Raw genomic sequence first — 16,554 nt, 5'->3', positions numbered from 1 at the left:
GAACCATGGATAAACAGCTGCTGGGTTACAAAGGGATAAAACCCGTTTTCGGCGTCATGCTGCTCCTGACGGTTCTGCAAGGCGTCTCCATCCTGATGATGGCCAAAGGATTGGCCGAAGCCGTATCGGCCTTGTTCGCGGGGGCGCCGCTGTCTGGGCAGACCGGCAGGATCGCCATGTTCCTAGGGGCTTTTCTGCTCCGGCATGGGCTCGGACTGCTGCAGCAGAAAATCGGCAGCGCGTTTGCCGACCACACCGCGGCCGATGTCCGGGGACGGATGCTGCGCAAGCTGTTCCAGCTCGGCCCGCGGTTCGCGAGAACCGAGGGCACGGGCCATCTGGTCACGCTGGCGCTCGAAGGAACGGAGAAGTTCCGCAAATACTTGGAGCTGATCCTGCCCCGAATGGCAGGCATGTCCATCATTCCCTGGCTGATTCTGGCCTATGTCTTTTTTCGGGACATCACGTCCGGCGTCATTCTGCTGGTCTCCATGCCGATCCTGATCGCCTTCATGATTCTTATCGGCCTGGCCTCCCGCATGCAGGCCGAAAAACAGATGGACACCTTTCGGGTGCTGTCCAACCACTTCGTCGATTCGCTGCGCGGCCTGGAGACACTGAAGCTGCTGGGGCAGAGCCGGGAGCATGGCGCATCGGTGGCCAAGGTGAGCGACCGCTACCGGACGGCGACGATGCGCACGCTGCGCGTCGCCTTCCTGTCCTCGTTTGCGCTCGACTTTTTCACAATGCTGTCGGTGGCCGTCGTCGCCGTCGGCCTTGGCCTGCGGCTCGTGAACGGCCAGCTTGAGCTGGTCACCGCGCTGACGGTGCTGATCTTGGCGCCGGAATATTTCCTGCCCGTCCGGCAGGTCGGGACGGATTTCCATGCGACCCAGGACGGCAAGGAGGCGGGGACCGTAATGCAGTCCATCCTGGACCGGCCGGTAGGAGAACCGGCTGATTCCGATGGAACGGCCGGTCCGGACGCCGACTGGCGATGGTCGCCGTTCAGCCGGCTGACCCTGTCGGGGGTGGCCGTGCGGCACCGGGCCGAGGTCGCGGCGGGCGGTTCAGCACCGGAAGCAGAAGGTGCTGAACGCAGACGGGAAGCTGGAGCTGACCGGCCTGCAGAGCGTCGCGCGGATGGGACCGGACAGGGGCCCCGTTCCCTCGATGGCGCGTCCTTCGAGGTTCAGGGCATGCAGACCATCGGCATCATCGGGGCCAGCGGCGCCGGCAAATCCACGCTGATCGACGTGCTGGGTGGGTTCCTCGCACCCGAGGCGGGCGAGATTTGCCTAAACGGGACGCCGGTAGATTCGCTTGCTGGTGAAGCATGGCGGAGCCAGATCACCTATATCCCGCAGCATCCGTATCTGTTCAGCTGCTCCCTGCTGGATAACATCCGGTTCTACTCACCGGAGGCGTCCCGGGAGGATGCGCTGCAGGCTGCGGAAGCGGCCGGCTTGGCCGGGCTGGTCCGCAGCCTGCCGGGAGGTCTGGATGAGCCGATCGGCGAGGGTGGACGCCAGCTGAGCGGCGGGCAGGCGCAGCGCGTGGCGCTCGCCAGAGCTTTTCTGAGCGACCGGCCGGTTATTTTGCTTGATGAACCGACGGCCCATCTCGATATTGAAACCGAGTATGAACTGAAGCATACGATGCTGCGCCTGTTCCGGGGCAAGCTTGTTTTTCTGGCCACCCACCGCCTGCACTGGATGCCCGATATGGATCATGTTTTGGTGCTGGAGCAGGGCAGGATCGTCGAGGAAGGAACCCATTCGGGGCTTCTCGGAAGGGGGGGAGCATATGACGCTTTGATTCGATCGCAAATGGAGGGAGTAAGGTGAAAAAAGAAGGATGGATATTACCCTATATCCGGACCCACTGGGGTCGCTGCCTGCTGATTATCGGGCTTGGCAGCCTCGCACTGCTGTTCGCGGCAGGCTTGATGTTCACCTCCGGACTGCTGATCTCCAAATCGGCGCTGCGTCCGGACAACATCCTGATGGTTTACGTGCCGATCGTGCTCGTCCGAACGTTTGGCATCGGGCGGGCCGTCCTGTTCTATACCGAACGGCTGGCTGGCCATGATACGGTCCTCCGGATCGTCGCCTCCATGCGCGAACGGCTGTACCGGATCCTTGAGCCACAGGCGCTCTGGATCCAGTCGCGGTTTCGCGCCGGGGACGTTCTGGGCGTGCTGTCCGCCGATATCGAGCATCTGCAGGATGTGTATCTGCGGACCGTGTTTCCCGGAGCGGCGGCGCTGGTGATGTACGCGGCGGCTGCAGCGGCGGTGGGCCAGTGGGACCTTCGCTTTGCCCTGCTCCTGGCACTGTACATGTTCATCCTGGTCGGTATTCTGCCGTGGGTATCCCTGCTGATGACCAAAGCCAATACGAAGCTGTCCAAAACGCAGAAGGCCGGTCTCTACCGGCAGCTGACCGATGCGGTGCTGGGCATGGGCGACTGGGTGATCAGCGGCCGGGAAGCCCAGTTCCTGGCGGCTTATGAGGCGAAAGCGGGAGAAGCCGCCCGAACGGACGCGAAGCTCCGCGGCTGGGTACGCTTCAGACAGCTGGCCAGCCAGTGCGTAGTCGGCTTGATCCTGCTGACGGTGCTGATTTGGGCGGCTGGAATGCATGCGGACGGGAAGCTGCCTGCCGTGCTGATCGCGGCCTTTGTGCTGGTCGTGTTCCCGGTGACGGATGCCCTGCTTCCGGTCTCGGAAGCCGTAGAGCAACTTCCGCGCTATCGGGATTCCCTGCGGCGGCTCTCGGATCTGGAAGGGGAGGAGTCTTTCGTGAATGGAGACGGAAACGGACAGATGAGCGAAGACCAAGCCGCGGCGATGGCCGGCGGCGCCGTTCATATCCGCGTGGACCACGCCGGCTTCCGCTATGAGGGCGATTCGTCCTGGGCGCTGCGGGATATTTCCCTCGATATTCCGCAGGGGAAAAAGGTCGCCATCATCGGCCGCAGCGGTGCGGGCAAATCGACCCTGCTCAAGCTGCTGGAGGGTGCGCTGGCCCCGGCGGAGGGCGAGATCACGCTGAACGGCGTTCCGGCCGCGACGATCGGGGAGCATATGCCCCATATCGTTTCGGTGCTGAACCAGAACCCGCACCTGTTCGATACGAGCGTGGCCAACAATATCCGGCTCGGCAGCCAGGACGCCGGCGAGGAGGATATCGTGCGGGCCGCCCGGCAGGTAAAGCTTGACCAGCTGATCGAATCGCTGCCGGACCGCTACCATACCCGGATGCACGAAACCGGGCAGCGGTTCTCCGGAGGCGAGCGCCAGCGGATCGCCCTGGCCCGGATTTGGCTGCGGAACAACCCGGTGGTCATTTTGGACGAACCGACGGTCGGCTTGGACCCCCGGACGGAAAATGAGCTGATCCGGATCATGCTCGATTCGCTGCAGGGGAAGTCACTGATCTGGGTAACCCATCATTTGGCCGGAGCGGAGCATATGGACGAAATCGTGTTTATGGAGGACGGAAAGATCGTAATGCGCGGCAGCCATGCCGAGCTGTTGGAGAACGAGCCGCGCTACCGCAGCTTGTACCAGCTGGACCGGCCGGAGGCGCTGTTGACCAAGGCCAATTAATCGGTTCAAAGGGAAGCGCGCGGCATGCATAAAAAAACCGGACTGGTGCATCCTACCATTTGGGCAGTTTTTTGCCATTAAAGGAGGTGCACCCGGACATGACCAATCACAACGATCAAGAGCCTAGCAAATACGAAGTCCAAAGAACCGAGCTGAACAAAATGCCGGTACCGGACAAACAAAGAGAAGAGTTTGCCAAAGAAATGGTGAAGGACGCAAAAGAAGCGTTCAGCCAGCAGCCAACCCAGGATAACGAATAATCGGCCATTGGGTTATGGGCGAAAGGCTATTTTCCATTTATAGCAGCGATATGACGTCGGGGTGCCCTGAAGGAGATCATGAAGATCGGGGGCACCCCTCTTGTTTTTGTGCTTAATACTTGACTGCACGTTCAAGAAAATGTTATCCTCACATCAAGATAAGGGAAGGAGCGTTGATGGTTATGGGCAGACACAAGGAATTCGACCAGGAAAAAGCCGTCGACCAGGCGCTGGACCTGTTTTGGGAGAAAGGTTACGAGAGCACCTCGATTCAGGATTTATGCGATCACCTCGGGATTCACCGAGGCAGCCTGTACGATACGTTCGGCGACAAGCATGAGCTGTTTTTGGCTTGCCTGGACCGTTTCAGCGCAAGAGCGGACGAGAACTACAACTATATTTTAAAAGAGGACAGCGACTCTCCAAAGGAGCTGCTGGAGCGTTATTTTTCCAAGGTGATCGACGTTTCGCTGAATAACGCGGCCCGGGGACGCGGCTGTCTGATGACGAACACGACCTTGGGAGCGGTGGCTTTTGTCCCGAACGTCGCCAGCCGGATCGATGCGCACTATATGCATACGGAAGCGCTGCTGTTCAGCTTTTTGATGCGGGCGCAGAATAAGGGGCTGCTGCGAAGCAAGCAAAGCCCGCGCCAGCTGGCCCGGTATTTGAACGGCATTAAGCAAGGATTGCATGTCATGGCCCGGACGGCCGCCGATCGCGGCGTGCTGGAGGATATTTGTGCAGTCGCGGTATCGACGGTGTTTTAACGGCGTCTATGCAAGTTGAAACAATGATGCAGTGTCATGCTATGTATCCATGCTGTGTGTCTCCCTTTTTCAAGCCTTTTTTTTGAACGGGCATTCAAATAAAATTCGGATTTTGATGTGTTCTAATTAGAGGGCTCGTAGATGGATTAAAGGCTGATTTTTTCACAAGGGAGCATCTCGCTTTCTTTGCTCTTTTCTTGAACGAACATTCCAATAAGTGAGGGTGATTCTCTTGAAACGCATGCTTTGGGTCATTTTGATGATGTCGATCGGGGCGACGTTTACGTCCCCGTTATTTCCGCTCTACCAGGAGCGTTACCATTTAAGCAGTTTGCAGATTACGATTTTGTTTGCCGTGTATGCCCTATTTTTGCTGCCGTCGCTGCTGGTTTCCGGATCTAGGGGAAGCGGATGGGGGCTCAAACGGGTACTCCGGATCAGCGTATGGATCTCCATTCTTGCTACCCTGGTATTTATGGGCAGTCAGCAGGCGTGGCTTGTGTATGCCGCAAGAATTCTGGAGGGGATTGCGTACGGAACGTTTACGGGTACCGCGGTGGCGTTTTTGCTGAAGCAGACACCGGGCGATAAAATCCCTCTGGCCATCACCTTATCCGGGATAACGGTATCCGTCGGATTCGGTCTGGGTCCGGCTGTGACGGGACTTGTCATTCAGTATTTGCACTTGATGCCGCTGCGCGTTCCGTTCTGGCTGTTGACGGCATTATTGGTAAGCGCATGGTTTGCTCTGGAAACGTTGAAGGATACCGATTTTCTGGCGCAAAAGGGCCGGCCCAAAGCATCACCTGCACCGATATCGCTGGGGGTACCGTCCGAGATCGGTCCGCACTTCTGGTCGTTTAGCGCCCTGCCGATCTTTACGCTGTTTACGCTGAACGGCATTATTTTGTCCCTGATCCCTTCCTTTGTAAAAAGCGTTCTTCATACGTCCAACCTGTCCGTCTCTGGCCTGCTCATCCTGCTGCTGCTGGGGGGAGGGGCATTGCTGCAGATGATGCCATTGGCGAGCGAACCGGTCACCCGTTTGCGGCTTGGCATCGCGATGCTGTCGCTAGGGGCCTGGCTTGTCGTCTTTTCGGGATCCACCGGAAGCATCGTTCTGCTGTGGATCGGTGTATTTGTTCAAGCCCTTGGCAGCGGCTGGACGTTCCAGATCAGCTTGCGGCTGGCGGGTGAGCTGCCACACGCCGAGGTTCGGCCAAAGGTGATCACGACCTTTTACCTTGCCGGCTATGCCGGATTTATCGTGCCGGTTGTCGGCACGGGCGTGCTGACGTACTTTTTCGATCTGCACGTATCGCTCGTCGTATTGAACACACTGGCCTCGCTGCTGGTGCTGTACATGCTCGGTTATTCCGTCCGCTTCCGGCGTTATTACGCCGCGAGAAAGCAGGAAGAGGCCCGGTTGGCGCACTGCAAAGCGAAACTTGCCGCGACTGGGGCAGAACAGGGAGCGATGACGACCTGAGAGGGGCATGGATATCCAGTATGCGTGGAATACCCTGTGTGTGTGCGTGCCGAATATCATATTAAAAAAAGTCGAGTAGGCCAGGAGCATTCCTGGCTAACACTCGACTTTTTTACTTCATGCGGGGGGCAGAGCGTGGAGGAACCAGCTCCAGGATATGCTGACATGGATCTGCTCACTCCTCCGCTACTTCCTCCTTAAACTACTCCTTCGGATGGATCATTTCCTCCGGACGTACGACGGCGTCGAACTGCTCTTCGGTGAGCAGGTTGCTCTTCAAGGCCGCCTCTTTCAGCGTCAGGCCTTCCTTGTGCGCCAGCTTGGCGACCGCGGCGGCGTTTTCGTAGCCGATGTGCGGGTTGAGCGCCGTCACGAGCATGAGCGACTGATTCAGGTTGCGCTCGATCACTGCACGGTTCGGCTCGATGCCGATGGCGCAGTGGTCGTTGAATGAGCGCATGGCGTCGCCCAGCAGGCGGGCGGACTGCAGGAAGTTATAGATGATGACCGGTTTGAACACGTTCAGCTCGAAATTGCCTTGGCTCGCCGCAAAGCCGATCGCCGCGTCGTTGCCCATGACCTGGCAGACGACCATCGTCAGCGCTTCGCTCTGCGTCGGGTTGACTTTGCCCGGCATGATGGAGCTGCCCGGCTCATTGGCCGGAATCGTCAGCTCGCCGATGCCGCAGCGCGGACCGCTGGCCAGCCAGCGCACGTCGTTGGCGATTTTCATGAGATCTGCGGCAAGCGCTTTCAGCGCGCCGTGAACATAGACGATTTCGTCATGGCTCGTGAGCGCGTGGAATTTGTTTTCCGCCGAAGTGAACGTTTTGCCGGTCAGCTTGCTGATGTTGGCTGCCGTCATTGCGCCGAACTCCGGATGGGCGTTGATGCCGGTTCCTACCGCGGTGCCGCCGATCGCCAGCTCACGCAGGGATTCCATGCTGCTGCGGATCATGCTTTCGCTCTTCTCCAGCATCCGGTGCCATCCGCTGATTTCCTGGCCCAGGGTAAGCGGGGTTGCGTCCTGGAGGTGGGTCCGGCCGATTTTGATAATATCCATAAACTGCTCGCTCTTGGCGCGGAAGGTTTCCTTCAGCTTCGCCAGGAAAGGCAGAACTTGATCTTCCACGGCGACCAGGGCGGCAATATGCATAGCGGTCGGGAAGGTGTCATTGGAGCTTTGCGACTTGTTGACGTCGTCGTTCGGGTGGATACGCTGGTCGCTGCCTTGTTCCTGAAGCAGCTGGTTCCCCCGGTTGGCGATGACCTCGTTCACGTTCATGTTGGACTGGGTGCCGCTTCCGGTCTGCCATACAGCGAGCGGGAAATGCTCGTCCAGTTTGCCGGCGATGACTTCGTCGGCAGCTGCGACGATGGCGCCCGATTTCTCTGCGATCAGCTTGCCGAGCTCTTTATTGGCTAGGGCCGCGCTTTTTTTAAGGATAGCGAATTCACGAATCAGCTCAAGGGGCATTTTCTCCGTGCCGATTTCAAAATTTTCAAAGCTGCGCTGGGTTTGTGCCGCCCAGAGCTTGTCCGCCGGAACCTTGATCTCGCCGATGGTGTCTTTCTCAATTCTGAATTCCAATTGTGTTTCCTCCTTCTCCACTTCTATTAAAAATAGGTCTTCCTGATATGAAATATATCATAATCCGGGGACCAGAAGAAAATAGATTTCACCCGAAGCCCGATAGGGCCCGTCCGGCCCTTGCCCTGCCCTTTCGCAAATATGAAGTACATTTTACAAACTCCGCCATCCCGTTTAACAATCGGTTCCTATAATGGGGACATGCTAGAATCCCTTAAAGGAGTGAATGATGAATGAAACGCAGTAAACGTCTGGTTCAAACCGCTTTCTGCCTGAGCGCGGCGGCAAGTTTGATTTTTACGGGATCGGTCAGCGCCCAAGGAAATTCGAAAGCCCCTTCGCAAAATGCGGGCAAAGCCAAAAACGTCATCCTGTTCGTCGGTGACGGTATGGGCACCGCAGCACGCGACGCAATCCGTCTGAGCACAGTTGGCGTCAACGGCAAGCTGCAAATGGACGATATGCCGTATGTTGGACTTCTGCGCACACACTCCACGACTACCGTCACGGATTCCGCCGCAGCGGGAACGGCCATTGCCAGCGGCGTCAAAACTTACAACGGAGCTGTCGGGGTGGACGCAAACAAAAAGCCGGTCAAAACGCTGCTTGAAATCGCCAAGGAGAACGGCAAATCAACGGGCCTTGTGACGACAAGCCAAATTACCGACGCAACGCCTGCAGCATTCGCATCCCACGTGGAAGACCGCTCCAAACAAAGTGATATCGCCAAGCAATACTTGGAGAAAAAGGTAGACGTGCTGCTGGGCGGCGGTGAGGATTTCTGGTACCCGCAAGGTACGCCGGGTCCGCATCCGGATCAGCCTGCTGAAGATCCGACAGAAGGAAGCAAGGGCACTCAGGGCAACCTGGTGGAGAAAGCTAAGCAGCTCGGATATCAATTTGTAACGAACAAAGAAGAGTTGAGCAAAGCGAAGAACGGCAGAATTCTGGGCCTGTTCGCCAATGAAGAAATGTTCCAGCAAAGAGAGGAAGGACAGGGTGACCTGTACAATCCAACGGTACCGCTCGTGGACATGACGAAGAAAGCGCTGGATACCCTCTCCACAAATAAAAAAGGCTTTTTCCTGATGGTCGAGGAAGAAGGCACGGACGAAATGGCGCATGAAAATAACGCCAAGCTGACGATCAAAGCCGGCCAGGAGCTGGATAAAGCCGTAGGCGCAGCCAAGGAATTCGCGAAGAAGAATCCTGACACACTGGTGCTTGTGCTTGCCGACCATGAGACAGGCGGCTTGACGATCGAAGAACCGGATGACAAGGACGAGTCCGGAGACGGCATCTCCAAGGAAGACGGTCCGTTTGCCATCGCGAACTCCAAGGATCAGTTCTATGTAGACTGGACGACTTCCGGCCACTCCGGCGTGGACGTTCCCCTGACGGCTATGGGCAGCAGAGCCGAGCTGTTTGCAGGCGTCTACGAAAATACGTATGTGCATGATGCCATTTTGAAAGCTTGGGGAATCAAGAAGTAACGTATTGTAAAAGGAATCATTGGGCTATCTATTTCAAAAGCCGTGGTTTGCAGGAGGATGGAAACTCTGCAGGCTGCGGCTTTTTCCGCGTTCCTGCTATTGCAAATTGCGGCATGCGGCTCCTGCATAAGACAGCCCGTTCCATAAAGCCTCCGAGCCTCAGGGACCCGGTATAAAGTACATAAGATGTCAGCTCCAGGGGATGATAAACAGAATTCGACCAATACCGTGGAGGAAGACATTTATGGCACAGAACCAAGGCTACCAGACGAAAGAGAAGAAGCTGAAATGGTGGCAGCTGTCGCTCCTTGGGGTTGCCTGTACAGTCGGTACGGGCTTTTTTCTGGGCTCTCATATTGCGATTGAGATCGGCGGCCCTTCCGGGGTCGTTGCGTACGTCCTGGCGGCGTTCGGGGCTTACCTGGTCTACGACAAGCTGTCGCAGATGACGGCGGAGGACCCGATGGAGGGCTCGTTTCGCTCCTATGCGAAGAAGGCCTTTGGCCGGTGGGCAGGGTTCAGCAGCGGATGGGTGTACTGGTCGTCGGAGCTGCTCATCATGGGGAGCCAGTTAACGGCGCTTGCCTTGTTTTCGCGCTTTTGGTTTCCGCAGATTCCGATGTGGTGCTTTGCGGCGGGGTACGGTGTTCTCGGACTCCTCATCATTTGGATCGGGACCAAGGGGTTCGAGCGAATGGAGAACATTTTTGCCGTGCTAAAAATCGCGGCGATTTTCATGTTTATCGTGATCGCCGTTCTCGCGGTAACCGGCCTGCTCCGGACGGACGCCCACGGCCCCGCTTTTCCACGGGATTGGATACCGGGCGGGTTTACGGGATTTTGGGCAGCGCTCATTTTCGCCTTTTACGGATACGGGGGACTGGAAGCGCTGGGACTGATGACGATGAGGCTGAATGAGCCCAAAGAAGCGCCAAAAGCGGGCAAAATGATGCTGCTGTTGTTAGCGTCTGTCTATGTCACTTCCATCGGGCTGGCGCTAATTCTTGAGCCCTGGAGATCCTATGCTGCCGAGGAGAGCCCCTTTGTGGTGGCACTCGTCGACTACAAGCTGCCGTTTGTGCCGCATTTGTTTAATGCGGTTCTCATCATTGCCGGCTTCTCGACGATGACGGCCTCGCTGTTCGCGGTAACGACGATGATCGTGACGCTGGCCAGCGACGGGGATGCGCCGCCTCTTTTCATCAAAGGAAAGAAGAAGGAAGGGAAAAAGCCCCTGCCGGCCATCGGTTTGACGGCTGTGGGGCTTCTCGCTTCCGTGGTATCCGCACTTCTGATGCCCAAAAGCGTATATGAGTACATTACGACGGCCGCAGGCTTGATGCTGCTGTATAACTGGCTGTTTATCCTGCTGACGTCGGGCAAGCTGCTGAAGCTCACGGGTTGGGGAAAGGTCAAGCTGTATATCGGCATGGCGCTGATCGTCCTGACGCTGGTCGGCACGCTGTTTCATAAAATCAGCCGCCCCGGCTTTTTTATCAGCCTCGGGTTCATCGTCATCATCGGCTGCGTCACGCTGGTGATGCGCCGCTTCTGGAACAACGCCGATGGGCCGAAGAAGAGCTCGTACGATAACAAAGAGCACGCCGAGACTGGCCCAAGAACGATCAGGACCCGAACAAAATTCGGTATGCCTCGTATCCGAAATAGAGGCCGAATCCGATAAGCGAGAACCCTGAAATAACCGAAATGGCTCTGATCAGGCGGTTGGTGAGCATCCGCCGGAACATGCTGGCCACCAAAGCCATCAACACATCCCACAGCATCAGGCCGGCCATGATAGCGCAGCTGTACAGGAGGACCTCTTTGGCTTCGTATTTGGCGATCATATCGGCGAGAACCGAACCGTAAATCCCCATCCAGAACAGGATGGACAGTGGATTGGAAATGGACATGATGAAGCCGGCGCTGAAGGATTTGACATGCGATTCATTGCTGCTGCGGGTTTCCATGCCCGCTTTTCCAGCGGTTAGGAGGCTTTCTACCCCGATATAAGTCAGGATAAAGAACCCGAACAACAGCAGAAATGTTTTCATAAAGGGGATGTTGAGAAAATGAATCACCCCGAAATACACAAGCAGCATAAAGATGCCGTCGGCCACCATGGCCCCGAGACCCACCAGCCACGCATGTAAAAAGCCTCCACGCAGTCCGCGGTCCATCTGCGCCGCATTAATCGGGCCAATCGGAGCGGATAGAGAGAGGCCAAGCAGGAAATGGCTGATCCATACACTCATTAAGGGAGAACCTCCTTCATTGATCTATCGTCGCATTGTTACATCTTATGAGAAGGGGCCAGCTTGTACGACTACAACGGAGAATCTTGTCCGAAAATTAAAAAAGCCGTTATCCCTTACGGGATAGCGGCTTTGTATAATGAACCTCATGGACGGGAGCCCCATATTGCTGGCGGTTCGTCTTGTTGGTGCCGAGCTTATGGCTGCTTGGCCGGGCTGCCGGAACGTTTTCCTTTGCGCGCCCGGCGCAGGAAGAGGGAAAAGAACAAGGCGGCGATGGCAAACCAGGTCGCCACAATAAAGGCGTCATTGATGCCGTTGATGCTTGCGTTCGTTGACACCAGCCCGAGCACCGATTGCAGTGCCAGAGACACGCCCGTCTCAGCGGGAACGCCGGCAGTGACGGCGACTTCCTGTCCCAATGCGGCGATATCCTGCATGATGAACGGGTTGTCCTCGTTGTAGAGCGTGGCGGATTCGGCGACGTGAAACGTCGTCCGCGTCGACATGACCGTTACAAGCAGTGCGGTCCCGATCGACCCGGCCACCTGCCGCATCGTATTGGACATTGCCGTCCCGTGGCTTCCGAGGTTGTAGGGAAGCTGGTTGAGCCCCTCGGTCTGCACGGACATCATAATCAGCGACATACCGAAGCTGCGGATCGTATAGAGCAGCATCAGATGCGAATATGACGTGGCATCGGTCAATCGGCTGAACTCGAAGGTCATGACCGCGGTGATGAGCAGGCCGACAATGGCGAGGGGCCGTGCGCCGATTTTATCGAAAATCGCTCCCGAGATCGGGGACATGATCCCCATCAGGATCGCCCCCGGTAGAAGGAGCAGGCCGGACTGAAGCGGGGTGAACCCGCGGATATTTTGCAGGTAAATCGGGAGCAGCAGCATCGCTCCGAACATCGTCATGTTGACGAGGCCGCCGACGACCGTCGAAACCGAAAAAATGTCGTATTTAAACACGCGGAAATCGAGCATCGGCGTGTCCATATTCAGCTCGCGCACGATAAACAGGATGATAAAGACCGCACCTACAATCAGCGAGCCGAGCACCGTGAAGCTGGTCCAGCCTTTGTCTCCGGCGGAGCTGAAGCCATAGAGCAGTATTCCGAAGCCAAGGGTGGAGAAGATGACGCCCCAAGTGTCGAATTTCGGTTTGGTCAGGCGGTTGATGTTGTTCAGCCATTTCAAGGCGAACAGAATGTCGAGAACGGCCAGCGGAATGACCATGAAAAACAAAATCCGCCACGTATAGTGCTCCACGATCCAGCCCGATAGCGTCGGTCCGATCGCCGGAGCGAACATCATGGCAATCCCCATCATGCCCATCGCGGTTCCGCGTTTTTCGGGCGGGAATACCGTCAGGAACACGTTCATCACGACGGGCATAATAATCCCCGCTCCGCTGGCCTGCACGACGCGGCCGAACAGCATCAGCGGAAAGTTGGTACTGACGGCGCAGAGCACCGCGCCAACGGTAAAAAGGCTCATGGCCGTAATGAATAGAACCCGGGTGCCGAAGGACTCGATCAGAAAAGCGGTGACCGGAACGAGCACACCGTTCACCAGCATGTAGGCGGTGGACAGCCACTGCACCGTCGTTGCCGAAACGTTGAAATCGTTCATCAGGTGGGGGATCGCCACGTTCAGCAGCGTCTGGTTCAGGATGGAGACGAACGCCCCGAGCATGAGCACCGTCAACGTCCGCCCCATGTGTATGTTTTCCATTAGACAAGCCCCCTAAATATGGATTCGGACAGTCGCATTCATGCCTGGAACGATTCCGAGGCCTTTATACCCCTCAATGGTAACGACGATAGGGATGACTTGCGTCACTTTGGTGTAGTTGGCATTGGAATTGGTCGTTGGAAACAGCGAGAACGTGGACGCGGTAGCCAATCCGATTTGATCGATTTTGCCGGTCAGCGTCGTATCCGGAAAAGCATCGACATACACGTCGACGGTTTGGCCGACCTTGATTTTATCCAGCTTGGTTTCTTCGATATTGGCCGCAATCCACAAGTTGTTTAGGTTGTAGGCTCTTGCCAGCGCAGTCCCTGGGGATACGTAGGCGTTCGGAACGGCGGTTTGCTGTACGATGGTGGAGTTCACAGGGAACGTAATATCGAGCCGGGTACCTCCGGCTGTCACGCTTCCTACGACATCGCCGGAATTATAATATTTGCCGACGGAACCATTCCAGGTCGTGAGCTTACCGGCCGCGGGTGCGGTAATGGAAACGGCCTGTCCGGTAACTTGGGCGTTGTCGGTTTTAATATAGTTGGATGTCTGGTTGTAGTAATAAATAGCCGCGCCGCCTAGGACGAGCACAATGATGACGACTACGACGTTGACCAGCAGTGCACGCGAATTCATAAAAGCATATTCCCTCCTAAATTTGGCTTCCTCAGTTCAGATATAGAAGAGCATCTCCTAATTGCTCCATTCATATTCAGCAATGGAAATCCTCGGCTTTCCGCAAGGATAAAGGGACGCGGCCCTGGGGATAAATAAGAAATCCAGTTGATGAAAGGGGAGTTAAACATGAGAGTGTATGTGGTTTACGACAGTGAAAACGGCCACACGGAAGCGTTGGCGCGTTCCGTTTGGGAAGGGGCATCGAGCGTTGACGGGGCTGAGGCAGAGATGGCTCACGTCAATGAAGCCGATATTTATAAACTTGAGGATATGGATGCTATCGTATGGGGGTGTCCGGGGCATTTTGGAACCATCAGCGCGGGGCTGAAAAATTGGATCGACCGGCTGGGCTACCTGTGGGCGCAGGGCAAACTGGTCGACAAAGTCGGGGCTGTATTCTGCACGACGGCAACCGTGCACGGAGGGGTGGAGTCCACCATGATCAATCTCCTGACGCCGATGCTCCATAACGGCATGATTGTCGTCGGTCTTCCCGGGAACATTCCGGAGAACGCCCTGTACGGATCGTATTACGGCGTGGGTGTGACTTGTCCCGTGGAGCTCTCGGAGGATGATCCCAAAAACCTGCCCAGCGAAAACGACCTCGCCTTGGGCCGTGCATTAGGTAAGCGCGTAGCCGTATTGGCCGGACGATTCTCCTCGGCAGCAAGGTAAGGTACAAGGCTATGATTATCGCCTTTATCGTTCTGGCTGTCCTCGCCCTGGTTTTTCTTTTTATTTACAACGCCCGGATGTCCAAAAAATCGGCGAAAAAGCAGGCTCAGGAATCAGTCCGAAAAAACCAAGAAGCGGAGGAGCCAGCCGCACATCTTGAACCTGTGAAGACGGAGGAAACGCCGCCGTTGACCAACGGGCCGGTGACCAACGAGCCGCCAAGAAATCCAAAGCCGGCAACGCTGACAACCCGGCATCCGCAAGCTTCCGATCTGCAGAGCGACCGGGCCTACCGGGAGGCGCTCCGGCAGTTTTCCGGAGGCACGCCGGCCAAGGAAGAGGAACCGCCGCCGCCAAAGCCGGACCGCAGCACGGACAATGCCTATCGGGAAGCGCTGCGGTCAATGGCGAAAAACAAAAAGTAGCATGTGGGTGGATTGGACTGGGGGACATGTTCACCCTCGGTTCAATTTTATAGGAATGGATAGAGCTTAAAGCCACGTGCAAGGCCTTGTATTGTTTGGATTGAGCGAAATGGAGAAACATGCAAACCTTGACTTTAATATGCGGATAAAACTCCCTGGATAATAAGGCGAACTTTAGTTCAATATCCTGCAGCACAGCGAATCAGCTCTATCCGGCCGACGGAAGGGCTGTTTTTGCATGTCTGGAACAGATTGCGGCTGAAGCCGTTCGAAGGGCCAGGTGTGGGACTTTTATGTAGATAAAGGGGAGAGAGTGCCGGGCTGATGCAGCAGCATGATCGCGTGATCGCGTGATTGTCTCGCGCTTCGGTCCGCCCCCTAGCCCCGCCACAACACGCGGAAACGCCATTGTATGCGGTGCCCTGGAATGTTATTTTATACATATCCAATATTCACCTGAGATCGGGAGGGAAAGATCACGATATGTTCACCGCCGTATGGGTCGCCATCATTTGCCTGGCCGCGATCGTTCTGCTGCTGGCCGCGGCAAGTGCTTATTTCTATAATGTGGGCATCAAGCGCAGTACCAAGGAGTTTTTGGAGGCCGATCCGGCGCTGGTCAAGGAAGAATACCCCTGGGAGCTGGAGGAGGAGTGGCTTCACAGTCAGCCTGTTGAAACATTGGAGCTGACGTCCTCGGATGGAATTGCCCTCAAAGGGTATTTTATCCCCGCGGACGCGGCCACCCGCCAAACCGCCATCGTCGTGCATGGTTATTCCAGCCAGGGCCGGGAAATGGGGGCTTTTGCAAAGCTGTACCACGAGTTGGGCATGAACGTGCTGATGCCGGATAACCGGGGGCACGGCCAAAGCGGTGGAAATTACATCGGATTTGGCTGGCCGGACCGCAAGGATATCCTACGGTGGATCGGCATGGTCATCGATCGCAGCGGGCCCGAAGCGGAAATCATACTGCATGGCGTATCTATGGGAGGGGCAACGGTGCTGATGACCAGCGGGGAAGAGCTTCCTGGGCAGGTAAAGTGCATCGTGTCCGACTGCGCTTATACGTCGGTGCGTGACATTTTGACCCATCAGCTCAAGCAGATGTATAAGCTCCCACCTTTTCCGCTGCTGCCGGCGACCAGCCTGATGTGCAAACTGCGGGCAGGATACGCCTTCGGAGAAGCGTCGGCGTTAACGCAGGTGGCCCGGACAAAACTTCCGATTCTGTTCATTCACGGGGACCGCGATACGTTCGTCCCATACGCCATGCTGCATCGTCTTGTGGAAGCCGCGGCAGGGGAGAAGGAAGTCTACGTGGCCCAGGGGGCTTCGCACGCAAACGCTTATTTTGTGGACAAAGCAGAGTACAAGCGCAGGATACACCAATTTATTGGCCGGTACATCCGTTTAAGAAAGGGGACGGAAAGGGACTCGATTCCCGACCCGGAGCCGCAGGTGATCCTGACCCCCGTGGAGGGCTAGCCTATTATTCTAATATCATCTATCATCGAAAAAACGATTATCGAAAAAAACTCCGGAAGCGCC

Annotated in this window: 14 protein-coding genes; 10 read left to right on the top strand and 4 right to left on the bottom strand. The window is 56.5% G+C overall.

The window, feature by feature from the left end:
- Positions 1–5: 5 nt before the first annotated feature.
- From cydD to CJP46_RS20930, 5 genes are all read left to right on the top strand, one after another.
- Positions 6–1,847, top strand: a complete 1,842-nt coding sequence (gene cydD / locus CJP46_RS20945; RefSeq protein ID WP_094597578.1) for a thiol reductant ABC exporter subunit CydD — start codon at positions 6–8, stop codon at positions 1,845–1,847.
- Complete coding sequence (gene cydC / locus CJP46_RS20940) at positions 1,844–3,613, top strand: thiol reductant ABC exporter subunit CydC (RefSeq protein ID WP_094597577.1); 1,770 nt, start codon at positions 1,844–1,846, stop codon at positions 3,611–3,613. The genes cydD and cydC overlap by 4 nt, the downstream gene beginning before the upstream one ends.
- A gap of 98 nt (positions 3,614–3,711) precedes the next feature.
- Positions 3,712–3,873: a hypothetical protein gene (locus CJP46_RS36600; RefSeq protein WP_163881934.1), complete on the top strand. Its 162-nt coding sequence runs from the start codon at positions 3,712–3,714 to the stop codon at positions 3,871–3,873.
- Positions 3,874–4,055: 182 nt separating this feature from the next.
- Positions 4,056–4,643 carry a TetR/AcrR family transcriptional regulator gene (locus CJP46_RS20935; protein ID WP_179281254.1) on the top strand — a complete coding sequence of 196 codons (588 nt, stop codon included), beginning with the start codon at positions 4,056–4,058 and terminating at the stop codon, positions 4,641–4,643.
- A 241-nt stretch (positions 4,644–4,884) separates the two neighbouring features.
- Positions 4,885–6,132, top strand: a complete 1,248-nt coding sequence (locus CJP46_RS20930; protein WP_094597855.1) for an MFS transporter — start codon at positions 4,885–4,887, stop codon at positions 6,130–6,132.
- Between the two features lie 202 nt (positions 6,133–6,334).
- On the opposite strand, the gene fumC is transcribed toward CJP46_RS20930, so the two are convergent.
- Positions 6,335–7,723 carry a class II fumarate hydratase gene (fumC, locus tag CJP46_RS20925; RefSeq protein WP_094597575.1) on the bottom strand — a complete coding sequence of 463 codons (1,389 nt, stop codon included), beginning with the start codon at positions 7,721–7,723 and terminating at the stop codon, positions 6,335–6,337.
- A gap of 233 nt (positions 7,724–7,956) precedes the next feature.
- On the opposite strand from fumC, the gene CJP46_RS20920 reads away from it, so the two are divergent.
- Together CJP46_RS20920 and CJP46_RS20915 are read left to right on the top strand one after the other, a co-directional pair.
- On the top strand, positions 7,957–9,216 hold the full coding sequence (locus CJP46_RS20920; RefSeq protein WP_094597574.1) for an alkaline phosphatase: 1,260 nt from the start codon (positions 7,957–7,959) through the stop codon (positions 9,214–9,216).
- 244 nt (positions 9,217–9,460) lie between these two features.
- Positions 9,461–10,900 (top strand): amino acid permease, encoded by a 1,440-nt coding sequence (locus tag CJP46_RS20915; protein WP_094597573.1) that lies wholly within the window; start codon positions 9,461–9,463, stop codon positions 10,898–10,900.
- Here the strand turns inward: CJP46_RS20915 and CJP46_RS20910 are convergent.
- The 3 genes from CJP46_RS20910 to CJP46_RS20900 all read right to left on the bottom strand — a co-directional run bounded on the left by CJP46_RS20910 (position 10,842) and on the right by CJP46_RS20900 (position 13,861).
- Positions 10,842–11,471, bottom strand: coding sequence for a LysE family transporter (locus CJP46_RS20910; protein ID WP_094597572.1), 630 nt, complete (start codon positions 11,469–11,471; stop codon positions 10,842–10,844). The genes CJP46_RS20915 and CJP46_RS20910 overlap by 59 nt on opposite strands.
- Positions 11,472–11,668: 197 nt before the next feature.
- On the bottom strand, positions 11,669–13,213 hold the full coding sequence (locus CJP46_RS20905) for a DHA2 family efflux MFS transporter permease subunit (RefSeq protein ID WP_094597571.1): 1,545 nt from the start codon (positions 13,211–13,213) through the stop codon (positions 11,669–11,671).
- 12 nt (positions 13,214–13,225) lie between these two features.
- The gene (locus CJP46_RS20900) at positions 13,226–13,861 is read right to left on the bottom strand and encodes an HlyD family secretion protein (RefSeq protein WP_094597570.1); all 636 of its coding nucleotides are present in this window, start codon (positions 13,859–13,861) and stop codon (positions 13,226–13,228) included.
- 168 nt (positions 13,862–14,029) lie between these two features.
- Here CJP46_RS20900 and CJP46_RS20895 point away from each other — a divergent pair, with 168 nt between their 5' ends.
- The 3 genes from CJP46_RS20895 to CJP46_RS20885 all read left to right on the top strand — a co-directional run bounded on the left by CJP46_RS20895 (position 14,030) and on the right by CJP46_RS20885 (position 16,491).
- Positions 14,030–14,578, top strand: coding sequence for an NAD(P)H-dependent oxidoreductase (locus CJP46_RS20895; RefSeq protein WP_094597569.1), 549 nt, complete (start codon positions 14,030–14,032; stop codon positions 14,576–14,578).
- Positions 14,579–14,589: 11 nt separating this feature from the next.
- Entirely contained in the window at positions 14,590–15,003 is a 414-nt protein-coding gene (locus tag CJP46_RS20890; RefSeq protein ID WP_094597568.1) for a hypothetical protein, read from the top strand.
- A 483-nt stretch (positions 15,004–15,486) separates the two neighbouring features.
- Complete coding sequence (locus CJP46_RS20885) at positions 15,487–16,491, top strand: alpha/beta hydrolase (RefSeq protein ID WP_094597567.1); 1,005 nt, start codon at positions 15,487–15,489, stop codon at positions 16,489–16,491.
- Positions 16,492–16,554: the final 63 nt, after the last annotated feature.

This window comes from Paenibacillus sp. XY044 (assembly GCF_002257645.1).
Lineage (GTDB): Bacteria > Bacillota > Bacilli > Paenibacillales > Paenibacillaceae > Paenibacillus_AQ.
Note: the sequence above shows the minus strand (reverse complement) of the source record. Positions and strands in the feature narration are given on the sequence as shown.

Coding starts and splice junctions, on each gene's coding strand:
- cydD (WP_094597578.1), top strand. CDS start 6: ATGGATAAACAGCTGCTGGGTTACAAAGGGATAAAACCCGTTTTCGGC.
- CJP46_RS36600 (WP_163881934.1), top strand. CDS start 3,712: ATGACCAATCACAACGATCAAGAGCCTAGCAAATACGAAGTCCAAAGA.
- CJP46_RS20935 (WP_179281254.1), top strand. CDS start 4,056: ATGGGCAGACACAAGGAATTCGACCAGGAAAAAGCCGTCGACCAGGCG.
- CJP46_RS20930 (WP_094597855.1), top strand. CDS start 4,885: ATGCTTTGGGTCATTTTGATGATGTCGATCGGGGCGACGTTTACGTCC.
- CJP46_RS20920 (WP_094597574.1), top strand. CDS start 7,957: ATGAAACGCAGTAAACGTCTGGTTCAAACCGCTTTCTGCCTGAGCGCG.
- CJP46_RS20915 (WP_094597573.1), top strand. CDS start 9,461: ATGGCACAGAACCAAGGCTACCAGACGAAAGAGAAGAAGCTGAAATGG.
- CJP46_RS20910 (WP_094597572.1), bottom strand. CDS start 11,471: ATGAGTGTATGGATCAGCCATTTCCTGCTTGGCCTCTCTCTATCCGCT.
- CJP46_RS20905 (WP_094597571.1), bottom strand. CDS start 13,213: ATGGAAAACATACACATGGGGCGGACGTTGACGGTGCTCATGCTCGGG.
- CJP46_RS20900 (WP_094597570.1), bottom strand. CDS start 13,861: ATGAATTCGCGTGCACTGCTGGTCAACGTCGTAGTCGTCATCATTGTG.
- CJP46_RS20895 (WP_094597569.1), top strand. CDS start 14,030: ATGAGAGTGTATGTGGTTTACGACAGTGAAAACGGCCACACGGAAGCG.
- CJP46_RS20890 (WP_094597568.1), top strand. CDS start 14,590: ATGATTATCGCCTTTATCGTTCTGGCTGTCCTCGCCCTGGTTTTTCTT.
- CJP46_RS20885 (WP_094597567.1), top strand. CDS start 15,487: ATGTTCACCGCCGTATGGGTCGCCATCATTTGCCTGGCCGCGATCGTT.